The sequence below is a fragment of the Halomonas sp. HP20-15 genome (genome assembly GCF_033446685.1).
Lineage (GTDB): Bacteria > Pseudomonadota > Gammaproteobacteria > Pseudomonadales > Halomonadaceae > Modicisalibacter.
Map to the genome: position 1 here is coordinate 96,190 of NZ_JAWQLY010000006.1, position 13,226 is coordinate 109,415.

Below are 13,226 nucleotides of genomic sequence, written 5' to 3' on the forward strand. Positions count from 1 at the left end.
CAGTAAGCTTGAGATTGACTGGATACCGGTACTTCTCGTACCCGTCCGATCGTACATGCCTTGTCCTGATTCAGGAGAACAGCCTTGGATTATCAGCTCTATATCGCCAACAAGAACTACTCCTCCTGGTCCATGCGCCCCTGGGTGCTGATGACAGCCTGCGACATCGCCTTCGAGGAGATACTGACGCCCTTCGCAGGCACCGCGGTCCAGCACGCTTTCAGGGAGTTCTCGCCCACCGGCAAGGTGCCCTGCCTCAAGGACAACGATGTGCTGGTCTGGGATTCCCTGGCGATCGTCGAGTACCTGGCGGAAGCGCACCCGGGAGTCTGGCCTGCGGATAGCCGAGCACGCGCCTGGGCACGCTCAGCCTGCGCGGAGATGCATTCGGGCTTCATGGCCCTGCGCGACGAATGCTCAATGAATTGCGGCCTGCGGATCGAACTGGGTACGCCGAGCCCAGCGCTGGAGAAGGACCTGGCTCGGCTGGCGGACTTGTGGACGGAAGGCCTCGACCGTTTCGGAGGCCCCTGGCTCGCAGGCGAGGCGTTCGGTGCGGTCGATGCGTTCTACGCGCCCGTGGCGGTTCGCTACCGCACCTACGGGCTTCCCCTGCCGGTCCAGGCCAGCGACTACGCGGAGCGTTTGCTCGCGCATCCGGCGGTTCACGCATGGATCGAGCAAGGCGTTCAGGAGCCGTGGCGTGAGGAAGCCCACGAGCAGGATTGTCTACGCGGGCGTCGCATCCTGGCCGATTCACGTCAGGCCTGACCAGCGGGGTTACCTGCAACACGCAAGCTTACGGGTCGGCACTCTGCCTGGCAGCCACGGCACGCTCGAGCACGGCAGACCAGTCGGCTGAAACCGGCAGACCGAAGGTCTTGCCCAGCGTCGCTCCCAATTCGTCCAGCCCGAGCCAACGCTGCGTCTCTTCGCCGTTGGTCAGTCGTACCGTGAGGCGGGCATTCTTCAGCATATAGCGCGCTTCGGTCGTGGTTAGCGCGACACTCAACTGATGGCGGAAGTGGGACGAGGGATGCGTCGCGGTGTACCAGTTGGGCAATTCATAATCCACCGCCAGCTGCGGTTGCGGCGAGAGCTGGTAAAGCGCAACCCAAGCCTGCTCCAGGCGAAGCTGTAGCTGCAATTCCTGCCCGATGGGCACCAGCCGATAGGTGCCGTGCGGTGTCGGCTGAGGAAGGTCGGTATCCATCGCCAGCGGTGCGGCGGGCACGTTGCCGCCAAAGCCGACATCGGCCAGCCAGGGCCTTCCGTCGACGATCACCCGCAGCGCCATATGGGTACGTGGCGAAGGAGGCGACTCGGGCATGGACATCCACTGCACCCGGGCCAGCAGTCCCACTACCTCGAAGCCGATCGCCTCCAGCACCCGCTTGAAGAGGCCGCTCTGCTCGAAGCAGTATCCGCCGCGCCGCTCCACGATCAGTTTGGTATCGATGGCCTGCGGGGCGAGGCCGATTTCCCTGCCCAGCAGGACATCGAGGTTTTCGAAGGGGATGGCGGCCACGTGGTGAGCCTGCAGCTCACGCAGCGTCTCCAGCGTAGGACCGAGATCACCTGTGTAGCCGATACGCGCGCAATAGGCTTCAAGATCGACCGATGCATGTCGATTATGCATAACCTGCCCTCTGCTCTATCAATCCAATGACACTGCATCGGCGAAATCCCGCACGGCACGCGCCTCACTCAAGGAGCGGGCCCACCAGGCCAGGCGAGCCAGCATCGTCACCAAGCCCCGCTCGGCACGCCGTACCGATAGCGGCTGCCCCTGGTCATCGAACTGCTCCCAGACGTTGGGAAAGCTCACGCCGTCACGGATGCCCACCGCGTGCAGTTCGGCAAAGACGTGACGCAGATGCTCGACCGCTCTCAGGCCGCCCGCGGCACCCCCGTAGGAGACGAAGGCCACGGGCTTGGCTAGCCATTCCGACTTGTAGCTGTCGATAAGGGCTTTAAGCACGGATGGGTAGGAGTGGTTGTATTCCGGCGTGATCACGATAAAGGCATCCGCGGCAGCGAGGCGCTCGCCGAAAGCCGAAACGGGCTCTACGGCGGGATCGATCACTTCCAGTTCGAACATCTTCCGGCGCCGTATCTGGTCGACGACCCATGCACCCACCGTATCGCAGAAACGTCCTTCTCTTACGCTGCCATAGATCACGGCGAGCCTGACGATGTCGTTCATGGCATGTTCTCCTGTCAACAAACGAGACACATGCCTGTTATAAAACCTCAAGCTTGGTTGAGATCTAATGGCCCATAACAATAGCGTTGATAGTTAACATTCATGCATCCCGGCCAGGGTGTAATGGCGACTTCGCATCGTTCGTGGCGCCTACTCCTCGAAACGCCCCGTGTCGTCGCGATCGCGCTCGTATCGCCTGGTGAGCGGAAACGGCGGCAACCAGGACTCGCGCCGGACGGTCCAGCTCTCGTAGGTCGGCATCAGCTGGTCGGGGGCGTCCAGCGACCCCAGGTTCACTTCGATCTCGTCTGCGCTGCGCGCGAAGACGGACGAACCGCAGTTGGGGCAGAAGAAACGCCCGGCGTAGTCGCGGGTTTCGCCCTCGATCGTCACCGATTCCTGAGGAAACATCGCGGCCGCGAAAAACAGCGCTCCATGATGCTTGCGGCAGTCGAGACAGTGACAAAGGCCGACCCGGTATGGGCGTCCCGTCGCCACGATTCGAACGTTGCCGCACAGGCAACCGCCCGTGAATCGCTCCATGCTGCGCCTCCTCTAACCAAGCGGAATGCTTGAGCAAGCATAGACCACGCCCCGCCGGAGCAAGCCCCGAGAGAAGCATCGAGGCAACGGCGTCACTGCGAATGCGCGCGCAATCCACCCTGAATCAGCGCCGCGAACGTCCTTGCAGCATCGGCCTCGCTGCAGTTGCCGCGCACCATCGCGGCAGAGAGCGCGTCCCCCGCGCCGATCAGGCCGACACAGCGTCGTTCGAGCTCGGCATCGGCCACTTCGCAGTACGGCTTCAATACCGCGGCGAACAGCTGGAGGTAGCCGTCGAGCAGTTCCTGATAGACCGCCTCCTTCTCTTCGCTCCCTGTGAGTGCGGCGCCGATGGCGTGCCACTCGCCGCTGGTGTCGGCGTAACAGTGAACGTGGGCGGCAGCGAGCAGTCCAGCGGTTTCCTCGAGACTCCGCTCCCCGGCGGTCAGCGCTTCGCGAAGCGCACTCGACTGCTGCGAGTCGATTAGCTTGTAGAGCTCGATCAAGAGCTTCGAGCGTGTACTGAAATGGTCGTAGGCGACCGGCTTGGAGACACCGGCACGCGCGGCCAGATGCCCTAACGTCAAGCGATCCGTCCCCTCCTCGCGGACGATCAGCAATGCCGTATCGAGCAATTGACGCCGCCGCTCCGCCTTGGAAAGCCTGCCCGAGGCCGGTCCATTGGCTGCGCTTTTCATAGTGTTCGATTCATACCCTTCGTCTCATGTCGTTCGTCATTTCATCGCTTGACGTTGCAAAACCTACCAAAAGTAGTTTATACCTACCAACGGTAGGTTAACTCCAAGGGGCTTCAGCCATGCTACAGGATCCCATTCTACTCATTGGCGGCTCGGGCATCGTCGGCCGCTGGACGGCACGCTTTCTGCGCACCGCTCATCCCGACGTACCGCTGTTGATCGGCGGTCGCGATCTTGCGAAGGCCGAGGAAGCCGCATCCGAGATCGGCAACGCGCAGGCGGCGAGGATCGACCTGGCCGCCGCCAACCTCGGACTCGGTGAACGCCCCGTCGGCGCCGTCGCGATCTTTTTCACGGACATCACGGTCGCCGCGCTACGTTTCGCCCAGGCGCGCGGCGTGCCGTACATCAGTATTTCTCCGGCCATCCACGAGGTCGGCCCCGAGGTCGCGGCGTACATGCACAAGCCGGATGTTGCCCCGGTCGTGCTCGGCACCGAGTGGCTGGTGGGCGCCACGACGCTACCCACGCTCGAGTTCGCCAAGGCGTTCGGTCGCGTCGAGGCCATTCGCATCGGAGCCCTGCTCGATGAGCAGGACGAAGGCGGCCCGGCTTCGTTCGCCGATCTCGAGCGTCAGACGCAGGCCGTTCCCGCCGTGCTGGCTCGCCGCGACGGCGCCTGGTTCTGGCGCACCGGTGACGATGCCAAGGCCGAGTTCCGCGCCACCGACGGCACCGCGATGGAAGCCTCCGCCCTGTCGCCACACGACGTCGTCGGCCTGGCGACCGCGACCGACGCGCCGAACGTCGAGTTCAATCTGGCCATAGGGGTGAGTTCCAGCCGTCGTCGCGACGAGCCGATGTCCACCGAGCTCATCATCGAACTCGCCGGGGAGGACCAGGTGGGCCAGCCGATTCGCACCCGTCATGCGGTCGTCCATCCCCAAGGGCAGATGCCTTTGACGGGCCTCGGCGTCGCTCTGGTGCTCGAACGACTCACCGGGCTCGATGGCAAGCCGGCAGCCCCGGCCGGGCTCTACTTCCCCTACCGGTTACTCGACCCCACTGTCTATTTCGCCCGCCTCGAGCAGGCTGGCGGGGAGATCTTGAAGTTGGAGGTGTAGTGGCGTCTATGTCGCCTTGCCGCTACTTCGTTTCCTGAACTGGGCTGTCTGCGCCGCGATCCAGTGACGGTTTCCCGGGGACGACCTGCATCGGCGGGAGGCCGTCCCCTCCTTTGTAATCGGCATTGGCAGCTTGCCAGGTCGGTCAGCCAGCCACGACCCGTGGTGCTTCTTAGCAAAAGCGACTTCAAACCGATGACCGCGGATGCCCTGAGACAGATAGTTTTTGCGTTATCGATTCCTGCAGCGCCTCCAACAAGATCCTTGTTATCGCTGATTGGTGCCGGATGCGGGGATAAAGCAGAACGATGGGCACTTCCCGCAAGGGGGAGCGCTCGAGAACCTGAACCAGCTCGCCATTATCGATGTACGGCCTTGCCATCCGCTCCGGCACCGAACAGATGCCCAAGCTCTGCAGGCAAGCACCCAAACTGGCGCTGATGCTGCCCGCTGCAATCAGCCAGTTGCAACGATGAACCGTTCCGTCCGCGAAGTGCCAATGGTTGCGGCGAGCGGCGGCAACGATCGTGGGAAACCCATCCAGGTCGGCAATGGTTTTCGGCGGCGTTGCCCTTTGTAGGCATCGCGGCGTCGCAACCAACACCTGCGATGCACTCCCCAGCGTCCTGCCTATCAGCTCCGAATCCTCCGGCTCGCCCAAGCGGATCGCGAAATCGATCCCCTCCTTAACGATGTCCACCAGTTCGTCGCCCAGTACCAGATCGAAACGCAGGCCGGGGTAGGATTTGGCCAGCTCCCAGATCGCCGGGGCCAGGAAGTTCTCGCCAAACATCACCGATGTGCTGATCCGGATCAGGCCTGTGGGCAGGGTCTGGTCTTCGCGGATTTCCGTCAGGGCTTCCTGCGCTTCATGAACGAGGCCGCTGACGCGCCGAAAATGGCGTTGCCCCGTATCGGTAAGCGACAGCGCCCGGGTCGAACGGCGAAACAGGGTGGTATTGAGCGCATCTTCATAGGCCTTCAAGCGCCGGCTGACGGTGGCTTTCGGCAGGTTCAGACGCTTGCCGGCCGCGGTCATGGAACCGCTCTCGGCCACCGCCACGAAAACCGCCATGCCATTCATATCCATAGTCGATTGTCTCAATAATGGAATAGTTGCGTCTCGAATGAAGCGCTTATGTTCCACATTCTAGCCCGCTAAGCTTCAGATCACTTCATCTGACGGTAAGGAGCAAGACCATGAGTGATCGCAAACAGACAATTGCCGTAGTGGGCGCCTCGGGCCAGCAGGGCCAAGGCGTGGTCGAAGCACTAAAAGCCGACGGTGCGTTTCGGGTGCGTGCCTTAACGCGCAACCCCGAGCGTTACCGTGGACCGGCGGACGAGGCGATTTATGCCGACCTCGATCGTCCGGAGAGTCTGAACGAAGCCTTCCGGGACGCTTACGGCGTATTCGCCATGACCAACGCCTGGCAGCCGGGTACCGATGAAATCGCCCAGGGTCGCGCCATGGTCGCCGCCGCCAAAGCACAGAACGCCGAGCATTTCGTGTGGTCGACCTTGCCCGACGTGGAAAAGCTCAGCGGGGGCCGCTTCGACGTTCCCCACTTCACCAACAAAGCCAGAGTTAACGAGTACGTCGCCACCGCCGGCTTTCGCTATTACAGCTATGTCATGCCAGCGTTCTATTATCAGAACTTCGCCCAGAATTTGGCGGTACGCCCCCAGCCGGACGGGTCGCTAGGCTGGTCGTTGCCCATCGGTCCAGACGTGGCTATCGATATGGCGGATATTGGAGAGCTGGGAAAGCTGGTGGCCGCGGTGTTTCGTCATCCCCAAGAAACGGGACAGGGCCTTTACCTGCCCCATGTAGGCAGCCAGATCAGCTTTAACGACATCATCGGCGGGTTCGAACGACAAGGGATAGAGCTGACATTCTCTCAGGTACCGGCGGAGCCCTTTGCGAAGGCCGTCCCCGGCGGCCATGAGCTGGCACAGATGTTCGCCTGGTTCGAGGCGTATGGCTATTTCGGTGGCGACTTTACGCAGGAACGGCAATTGGCAACGAGGCTCGTGGGGCAGGCACCGACCGGGTTCTTCGAGTGGGCAAAAAACAGCCTACGGCTCGAAAGAGAAAGTGACGAAGAAAGCTAAAGGGCCACAACCCCGCCACGGCATCAGCGAGGTCCGGGAATTGTAAAACCTCCGTCGACCAGGATTGACTGACCTGTAATGAACCTGGCTTCTTCCGTACACAGCCAAACGACAACGTCCGCGATATCCGCCGGGGTACCCACCCTTTTCAAGGCAGCGCGCGCCGCCAACGGGGGAATGACCTGTTCACCGTGCGCGCGCAGCATGGGCGTGTCGATGACCCCCGGGTTGACGTTATTGATGCGTATGCCCTGATCGCCTACCTCAAGCGCAATTGCCCTGATCATGGCATCCAGGCCTGCCTTGCTTGCCGAGTATGCCGATGTACCGGGCGTGGCAGCGGAGGACAGGAAAGAGGAGGTGTTGACGATCGAGCCGCCTCCTTCACCGTTGAGCATCACGCGCAAGGCGGCTCTTGTCAGAAGCCAGGGCCCTTTGAGGTTAATGGCGATTAACTCGTCGAAGTCGGCTTCTTGCATCTCTACGATTGGGCCGCCGTTGCCCTGAATTCCAGCATTGTTAAAGACGATGTCGAGCCTTCCGAAGCGGTCGCTTGTCTCTGCAACGATCCGATCCACGTCCCCGGCCAAGGAAACGTCGGCCGAAATGAACGCCGCATCCCCTCCTGCCTTGGCAATCGCCTCAGTATTGGACCGTAAGGGTCCCTCGCGCCGGCCGACCAGAGCGACCTTGGCGCCCTCCTTGGCAAAGGTGCGCGCGGCCGCTTCGCCTATGCCGGTTCCGGCACCGGTGACGATGGCGACCTTACCTTCCAGGCGTGGAACGGTGGCCTCATTAGTGGTCATAAATCAATTACCCTGATCTCATTACGGTGTGAACCAGTTTAGGCGGCCCTATTCGGAAAATTAATAGGGATACATACAGCAGACTAATGGCCAGGATTCAGCAATGTCGCGAGCTATGCGTGCGGGAGAATTCGCAGAACTGAAGGCTTTCGCCGCTGTGGCACAAGCCCGCAGCTTCCGTCAGGCCGCCTCGGAACTCGGGCTCGATCCCTCGACGCTCAGCCATGCGATCAGGGCTTTGGAAAGGCGGCTCGACAGCCGCCTGCTGCACCGGACGACCCGCTCCGTCGCACCGACCGAGGCGGGCATGCGTCTGCTTAACAGACTATCGCCCGCCCTCTCGTCACTCGAGAATGCCATTGAAGGCTTCCTGGTCCCTGAGAGCGAGCCTTCCGGAACCGTCCGCCTTGTGGCTCCGCGCCTAGCTATCCGCGCATTGGTGGCGCCTGTCATCGAAGGCCTCATACAGAGCAGCCCCCATGTGACGCTGGACGTCGTCACCGACGAGCAACCCGGCGATATCGTCCGGGGCGGCTTCGATCTGGCAATCAAGCTCGGCAAGACGATCGAGCGCGACATGGTCTCGGTTCCGCTGATGCCCCGCTTCACGACGGCGGTGGTCGGCTCACCCGGTTACTTCGCCGAACACCCCCGCCCGTCACCCCACACGATCTCGCAAAACACCGGTGTATCGGCTGTCATAGCGGTCCTGGCAATGGCCTTTACCGGTGGAAGTTCGAGAAGGACGCGGCGGCAGTCGTGATGGATGTTACCGGGCCGCTCTCGACCGACGATCCCGATCTGATGATGTCAGCGGCTTTAGCCGGTGTGGGGCTGTGGCATGGCGTCGAGGAGCTCGCAAGGGAAGCGATCACCGACGGGCGATTGATCCGGGTATTGGCGGATTGGTCGCCAAGTTACCCGGGGTTTCACCTTTGCTATGCGGCGGGGACGGCTCTAGCGCCAGCCGTTCGCGTGGTCATAGATGCCATCAAGGCAAACGCCCGGGATACAAACTATCTCTAGCAGTGGTGGCAGCGGCCGAACGCCAGGATCTTTTGGTTTGCTCGGCGAATCCAGCCCGTGGCGGAGAGATCTTGTAGCTGGGATTCTTGTGACGTCCATGAAATTATCGAATACCGATAATTAATAACTCTTGCCGATAAAAACAACCTTGGCTAGGCTCAAATCGATGCTCAAATCGCTTCATGCATAACAACCCCAACAAAGCAGGCAGACGACATGATCGCTTCCCCCGCTCGTACCGCGCCCTCCTTCCGCCTTCCCAACCTAAAGCGCTACGTCCTCTCCGGTCTCGTCAGCGTGGCGATAGGCCTCTCGGGATTTACCGCAGCACAGGCCCAGGACACCCTGGTGGCCGGAGGCACTCCCAGCGGCATCCCCTTCACCTTCCTGGACGTCAAAACCAACGAAATTACCGGCGCCATGGTCGATCTAATCCGTGCCCTGGGCGAGGACATGGGTTATGAGGTCACCGTGCAGGAGTCGCAGTTCAACACCCTGATTCCCTCGTTGACCTCCGGCAAGATCGACATCATTTCGGCCGCCATGCTCAAGACGCCGCAACGCGCCGAAGTCGTGGCCTTCAGCGACGACGTCTACCCCTACGGCGAAGGGGTCGTGGTGAAGAGCGACTATGAAGGCGAGATCGACGACTTGCAGGATCTCGAGGGGGAAGTCATCGGCGCCCAGGTCGGCACGACCTACGTCCGGCAGCTCGAGGAGACCGGCCTGTTTCCCGAGATCCGCAATTACGACACGCTGGCCGACATGATGCGCGATGTCTCACTCGGCCGGATCGTCGCCGGTGTCGGCGATGCCCCGATCATGGGCTACCAACTCAACCAGGGCCGCTTCCCCGACCTGAAGTTGGCGGAGAACTACGAGCAGCAGATGGTGGGCCACATAGGGTTGGCCGTGACCAAGGAAAACACGCAACTGCTGGAGCAGGTCAACGCCTCCCTGGCCAAGCTCAAGGAAGATGGCACGGTCGACGCCATCTTCGAGAAATGGGGGCTTTGATATCTTCCCCTGGCGCCGGTAACGCCGGCGCCCTACCGAATCCCTGAAAACATCCTCGCTGTCGCTGGCGTTGCCGATTTTCGCGCGCGTCGGGCATGCGCGTGGATCAACAAGAAGGATCTCTCCATGGAGTTTTCCGATGTCGCCGACTTCTTTCCGATACTCTTGAAAGGGGCGATCGTCACCGTGCAGATTACGGTGGGCGCCTTGATATTGAGCACGCTCTTGGGGCTCGTTCTGGCGTTGATGAAGCTCTCGCCCGTCACACTGTTTTCCACTACCGCCAGTACCGTCATCAACGTGATCCGCGGCCTGCCGATCATCGTTCAGCTGTTTTACATCTATTTCGTGATTCCCGAGCTGGGTATCCAGTTGAGCGCCTTCCAGGCAAGCATCATCGGCCTGGGTATCGCCTATAGCGCCTACCAGGCCGAAAATTTTCGTGCCGGTATCGAAGCCATCGATGCCGGCCAGGTCGAAGCGGCCAAATCCATCGGCATGAAGGGCCGCCTGATCATGCGCCGCGTCGTGTTTCCTCAAGCCATCCGTATTGCCCTGCCCCCCTATGGCAACACCTCGGTGATGATACTGAAGGACTCCTCGCTGGCCTCGACGATCACCGTGGCGGAAATGACCCGTGCCGGGCAACTGATCGCGGCCTCCACCTTTCAGAACACCACCGTCTACACCATGGTGGCCCTGATGTACCTGGCCCTTAGCTTGCCGTTGATCTTCGGCGTTAACCGCCTGGAGCGCTACTTCAGCAAGTCGTCGAAAGGAGCCGGCAAATGATCATCGTCGATAATGTCCACAAGTCCTTCGGCGCTACAAAGGTCCTCGAGGGCGTCAGTCTGGAGGTGCAATCCGGCGAGGTCGTGTGTCTGATCGGCCCCTCGGGCTCGGGTAAGTCCACCGTGCTGCGTTGCGTAAACGGCCTGGAAAGCTACGACGAGGGCGAGATCGCCATCAACGGCCGCCGCGTCGACGTCAAGAGCGCAGACATTCACGAGCTGCGCACGCGTGTCGGCATGGTCTTCCAGCGATTCAACCTGTTCCCGCATCGCAGCGTGGTGGAGAACGTCATGGAGGGCCCCGTTTACGTCAAGGGCGAGCCTCGCGACGCGGCGCATCGTCATGCCGTGGAGCTCCTCGAGAAGGTGGGGCTGGGCGACAAGATCGATGCTTATCCGCAACAGCTCTCGGGCGGGCAACAACAGCGCGTAGCCATTGCCCGCGCCCTGGCGATGCGCCCCGAAGCCATCCTCTTCGACGAGCCCACCTCGGCCCTGGACCCCGAGCTGGTCGGGGACGTACTGGCCGTGATGCGTGCACTTGCCGACGAAGGCATGACCATGGTGGTCGTCACTCACGAAATGAGCTTCGCCAAGGAAGTCGCCGACCGGGTGTGCTTTCTGTATGGCGGCCAGATCGTGGAGGAAGGCAGCGCCGAGCGGGTCCTGAGCAACCCCCAGAACGAACGCACCCAGGATTTCCTGCGTCGCGTACTCAACCATTGACCGCCCCGGGAGCGCTTTCATGAGTGCATCGCCTGCAATGCCGCCCTCCCTGTGGGCGGATACGGCGCCCAGTGCGCCCCCGCGCCCTGCACTGAACGGCGATCAACGCACCGACGTGCTGGTCGTGGGCGGAGGATTCACCGGAACTTCCGCCGCGCTCGCCCTGGCCGAGCGCGGCATCGACACGCTGCTGGTCGAAGCGCATGCAATCGGCTGGGGCGCTTCGGGGCGCAACGGAGGCCAGGTCATCCCCGGCCTCAAGTTCGACCCGGAAGAGCTTATCCAGCGCTACGGCCCCAAGCAGGGCCATAGAATGGCCGATGTCTCGGGCCGTAATGCCGACGTGGTGTTCGACCTGATTCGCCAGCACCGGATCGATTGCGAGGCGGTACGCAAGGGATGGCTGCAACCCGCGGCCACCCAGGCCGGCGTCGAGCGTATCGAATCGCGCGCCAGGCAATGGGCGGACCGCGGCGTCGAGATCGAATGGCTGGACGGGACCCAGTGCGCCCAGCGCCTCGGCACGAACGAATACCTGGCTGCCTGGCGCGACCCCCGCGCGGGCAGCGTCAACCCGCTCGCCTACGTGAGAGGCCTGGCCCAGGCCGCGGAAAACGCCGGGGCAAGACTCTTCGAGTCCTCTCCCGTCACAGCATTGAAGCGCCATGCCGACGGGTGGCATGCGCAGATCGGCGATCACGGCACCGTAGTGGCCGATCAGGTGCTGCTGTGCACCAATGGCTATACCGACCGACTGCAGAAAAACCTGGCACGCAGCCTCATCGCGGCGAACAGCTTCCAGATCGCGACCCGGCCGCTGACCGAGGCCGAGGGCGGGGCCATCCTTCCCCGGGGAGAAGTCGCCTCGGATGCCCGCAAGCTGCTTTTCTACTTCCGGCGCGACCGTACCGGCCGTTTCCTGATGGGGGGTCGCGGCCCCTTCCATGAGCCAAGAGGCCCGGTGGACTTCAGCCACCTTCACAGCTGGATGACCAGGCTCTATCCCTCGCTCAAGGACGTGGCCATCGAGTATTACTGGGGTGGGCGCGTGGCATTGACGCAGGATTCCATGCCTCATGTGCACCAACCGGCGCCCGGGCTGACCGTGGCGCTGGGCTACAACGGGCGCGGCGTGGGCATGGGAACCCATATGGGCAAGCTGATCGGCGAGAATTTGGGCAGCGGCGCGTTAAAGAGGGCACTGCCTTTCCCCATTGGCCCGATCCGGCCGATCCCCCTGCATGGACTGCAGCGGCTATACGTCTCTACAGTGATTAACTACTATCGAGCCCGTGATTGGCTGGAACGCTAGAAGGCGAAGTGCATGGAGAACCCAACGGCCACGAGCTCACGCTCGTCGCTTTTCAATCAGTCCATCGAGAAAGCGTTCGCCGTACTGGGACTGTTCGATGCACAGCACACGCAACTCAGCCTGTCGGAGATAGCGCGCCTCAGCGGGATGAGCATGGGCTCGGTGCAGCGCATAACGCATACGCTGGAGCAACTGGGCTACATCAACCGCGTGCCCCAGACGCGCAAGTACCGCATCGGGATCAAGATCATGACCGTGGCCTCGCAGTATCTGGAGGCCAACCTGCTGGTCGATTGTGCCAACCCCTACCTATCCGATCTCAGTAACCGCTGCATGGAAACGGTATCGCTCACCGAACCCTGCGGCCTGGAAATGGTCTATGTGGCGCGCTTCACCAGCCGCCACTACATCCCGATCCACATGCCGATCGGCAGCCGGGTACCGATGTTCTGTACCGCGTCTGGCCGGGCGTTCCTCTCGGCCCTGGATGACACCATCGTCCGGGACTACCTGGAAGCCTCCGAACTGTCGGCCCATACGCCCAATACCGTGACCGACATCGATGCGCTGATGGAGATCATCCATGCGTGCCGCGCCCGCGGCGTGGCCTGGAACAATGCGGAGTTCTTCCAAGGCGACATCAACATCGCCGCGCCGGTACTGAACGCCACTGGCGAGCCGGTCGCGGCGGTGCATATCACGACGCCGAGCAGTCGGTGGAAGCTGGAAGACGCATTGGACCAACTCGGCCCCCCGCTGATGGAGTGCGCACGGGCGATAACCAAGGCCGCCAGGACCAGAAACTGAACTGCTCACCTTTGGGGGGAACGGAAACGGCAGTTTCGAGAGTCCATCCTCCAGG

14 protein-coding genes and 1 pseudogene are annotated in these 13,226 nt (G+C 62.0%); 9 read left to right on the forward strand and 6 right to left on the reverse strand.

The features are described 5' to 3' along the window. Positions 1-84: 84 nt before the first annotated feature. Complete coding sequence (locus R6258_RS09775) at positions 85-771, forward strand: glutathione S-transferase family protein (protein ID WP_318449643.1); 687 nt, start codon at positions 85-87, stop codon at positions 769-771. 28 nt (positions 772-799) lie between these two features. Here R6258_RS09775 and R6258_RS09780 read toward each other — a convergent pair whose 3' ends face one another. The 4 genes from R6258_RS09780 to R6258_RS09795 form a co-directional block, all read right to left on the reverse strand. Beyond that, positions 800-1,639 (reverse strand): arylamine N-acetyltransferase, encoded by an 840-nt coding sequence (locus R6258_RS09780; RefSeq protein ID WP_318449645.1) that lies wholly within the window; start codon positions 1,637-1,639, stop codon positions 800-802. A gap of 18 nt (positions 1,640-1,657) precedes the next feature. Further along, positions 1,658-2,206: an NAD(P)H-dependent oxidoreductase gene (locus R6258_RS09785; RefSeq protein WP_318449647.1), complete on the reverse strand. Its 549-nt coding sequence runs from the start codon at positions 2,204-2,206 to the stop codon at positions 1,658-1,660. A 150-nt stretch (positions 2,207-2,356) separates the two neighbouring features. After that, the gene (locus tag R6258_RS09790; RefSeq protein WP_318449650.1) at positions 2,357-2,749 is read right to left on the reverse strand and encodes a GFA family protein; all 393 of its coding nucleotides are present in this window, start codon (positions 2,747-2,749) and stop codon (positions 2,357-2,359) included. Positions 2,750-2,841: 92 nt separating this feature from the next. Continuing rightward, positions 2,842-3,447, reverse strand: coding sequence for a TetR/AcrR family transcriptional regulator (locus tag R6258_RS09795; RefSeq protein WP_318449653.1), 606 nt, complete (start codon positions 3,445-3,447; stop codon positions 2,842-2,844). Positions 3,448-3,566: 119 nt separating this feature from the next. Here R6258_RS09795 and R6258_RS09800 point away from each other — a divergent pair, with 119 nt between their 5' ends. Further along, positions 3,567-4,571: an NAD(P)-dependent oxidoreductase gene (locus R6258_RS09800; RefSeq protein ID WP_318449654.1), complete on the forward strand. Its 1,005-nt coding sequence runs from the start codon at positions 3,567-3,569 to the stop codon at positions 4,569-4,571. A 187-nt stretch (positions 4,572-4,758) separates the two neighbouring features. Here the strand turns inward: R6258_RS09800 and R6258_RS09805 are convergent, their stop codons facing one another. Then, positions 4,759-5,646, reverse strand: a complete 888-nt coding sequence (locus R6258_RS09805; RefSeq protein ID WP_318449656.1) for a LysR family transcriptional regulator — start codon at positions 5,644-5,646, stop codon at positions 4,759-4,761. Between the two features lie 125 nt (positions 5,647-5,771). Between R6258_RS09805 and R6258_RS09810 the strand changes: the two genes are divergently transcribed. Next, positions 5,772-6,686: an NmrA/HSCARG family protein gene (locus tag R6258_RS09810; RefSeq protein ID WP_318449658.1), complete on the forward strand. Its 915-nt coding sequence runs from the start codon at positions 5,772-5,774 to the stop codon at positions 6,684-6,686. A gap of 23 nt (positions 6,687-6,709) precedes the next feature. Here the strand turns inward: R6258_RS09810 and R6258_RS09815 are convergent, their stop codons facing one another. Continuing rightward, entirely contained in the window at positions 6,710-7,492 is a 783-nt protein-coding gene (locus R6258_RS09815) for an SDR family oxidoreductase (RefSeq protein WP_318449660.1), read from the reverse strand. A 115-nt stretch (positions 7,493-7,607) separates the two neighbouring features. On the opposite strand from R6258_RS09815, the pseudogene R6258_RS09820 reads away from it, so the two are divergent. The 6 genes and pseudogenes from R6258_RS09820 to R6258_RS09845 all read left to right on the forward strand — a co-directional run bounded on the left by R6258_RS09820 (position 7,608) and on the right by R6258_RS09845 (position 13,171). Further along, positions 7,608-8,518: pseudogene (locus tag R6258_RS09820) on the forward strand (LysR family transcriptional regulator). Positions 8,519-8,734: 216 nt separating this feature from the next. Then, the gene (locus R6258_RS09825; RefSeq protein ID WP_318449664.1) at positions 8,735-9,535 is read left to right on the forward strand and encodes an ABC transporter substrate-binding protein; all 801 of its coding nucleotides are present in this window, start codon (positions 8,735-8,737) and stop codon (positions 9,533-9,535) included. A gap of 126 nt (positions 9,536-9,661) precedes the next feature. Next, positions 9,662-10,327, forward strand: a complete 666-nt coding sequence (locus R6258_RS09830) for an amino acid ABC transporter permease (RefSeq protein ID WP_318449667.1) — start codon at positions 9,662-9,664, stop codon at positions 10,325-10,327. Further along, positions 10,324-11,052, forward strand: a complete 729-nt coding sequence (locus R6258_RS09835) for an amino acid ABC transporter ATP-binding protein (protein WP_318449670.1) — start codon at positions 10,324-10,326, stop codon at positions 11,050-11,052. Before R6258_RS09830 ends, R6258_RS09835 begins: the two co-directional genes overlap by 4 nt. Positions 11,053-11,071: 19 nt before the next feature. Next, entirely contained in the window at positions 11,072-12,364 is a 1,293-nt protein-coding gene (locus R6258_RS09840; protein ID WP_318449672.1) for an FAD-dependent oxidoreductase, read from the forward strand. Between the two features lie 12 nt (positions 12,365-12,376). Then, the gene (locus R6258_RS09845; RefSeq protein WP_318449674.1) at positions 12,377-13,171 is read left to right on the forward strand and encodes an IclR family transcriptional regulator; all 795 of its coding nucleotides are present in this window, start codon (positions 12,377-12,379) and stop codon (positions 13,169-13,171) included. The last annotated feature ends 55 nt before the right edge of the window (positions 13,172-13,226 follow it).

Excerpts from the sequence above, each read along its gene's own strand:
- R6258_RS09800 (WP_318449654.1), top strand. The coding sequence starts at position 3,567 with ATGCTACAGGATCCCATTCTACTCATTGGCGGCTCGGGCATCGTCGGC.
- R6258_RS09825 (WP_318449664.1), top strand. The coding sequence starts at position 8,735 with ATGATCGCTTCCCCCGCTCGTACCGCGCCCTCCTTCCGCCTTCCCAAC.
- R6258_RS09780 (WP_318449645.1), bottom strand. The coding sequence starts at position 1,639 with ATGCATAATCGACATGCATCGGTCGATCTTGAAGCCTATTGCGCGCGT.
- R6258_RS09840 (WP_318449672.1), top strand. The coding sequence starts at position 11,072 with ATGAGTGCATCGCCTGCAATGCCGCCCTCCCTGTGGGCGGATACGGCG.
- R6258_RS09845 (WP_318449674.1), top strand. The coding sequence starts at position 12,377 with ATGGAGAACCCAACGGCCACGAGCTCACGCTCGTCGCTTTTCAATCAG.
- R6258_RS09810 (WP_318449658.1), top strand. The coding sequence starts at position 5,772 with ATGAGTGATCGCAAACAGACAATTGCCGTAGTGGGCGCCTCGGGCCAG.
- R6258_RS09835 (WP_318449670.1), top strand. The coding sequence starts at position 10,324 with ATGATCATCGTCGATAATGTCCACAAGTCCTTCGGCGCTACAAAGGTC.
- R6258_RS09785 (WP_318449647.1), bottom strand. The coding sequence starts at position 2,206 with ATGAACGACATCGTCAGGCTCGCCGTGATCTATGGCAGCGTAAGAGAA.
- R6258_RS09795 (WP_318449653.1), bottom strand. The coding sequence starts at position 3,447 with ATGAAAAGCGCAGCCAATGGACCGGCCTCGGGCAGGCTTTCCAAGGCG.
- R6258_RS09830 (WP_318449667.1), top strand. The coding sequence starts at position 9,662 with ATGGAGTTTTCCGATGTCGCCGACTTCTTTCCGATACTCTTGAAAGGG.
- R6258_RS09805 (WP_318449656.1), bottom strand. The coding sequence starts at position 5,646 with ATGGCGGTTTTCGTGGCGGTGGCCGAGAGCGGTTCCATGACCGCGGCC.
- R6258_RS09790 (WP_318449650.1), bottom strand. The coding sequence starts at position 2,749 with ATGGAGCGATTCACGGGCGGTTGCCTGTGCGGCAACGTTCGAATCGTG.
- R6258_RS09815 (WP_318449660.1), bottom strand. The coding sequence starts at position 7,492 with ATGACCACTAATGAGGCCACCGTTCCACGCCTGGAAGGTAAGGTCGCC.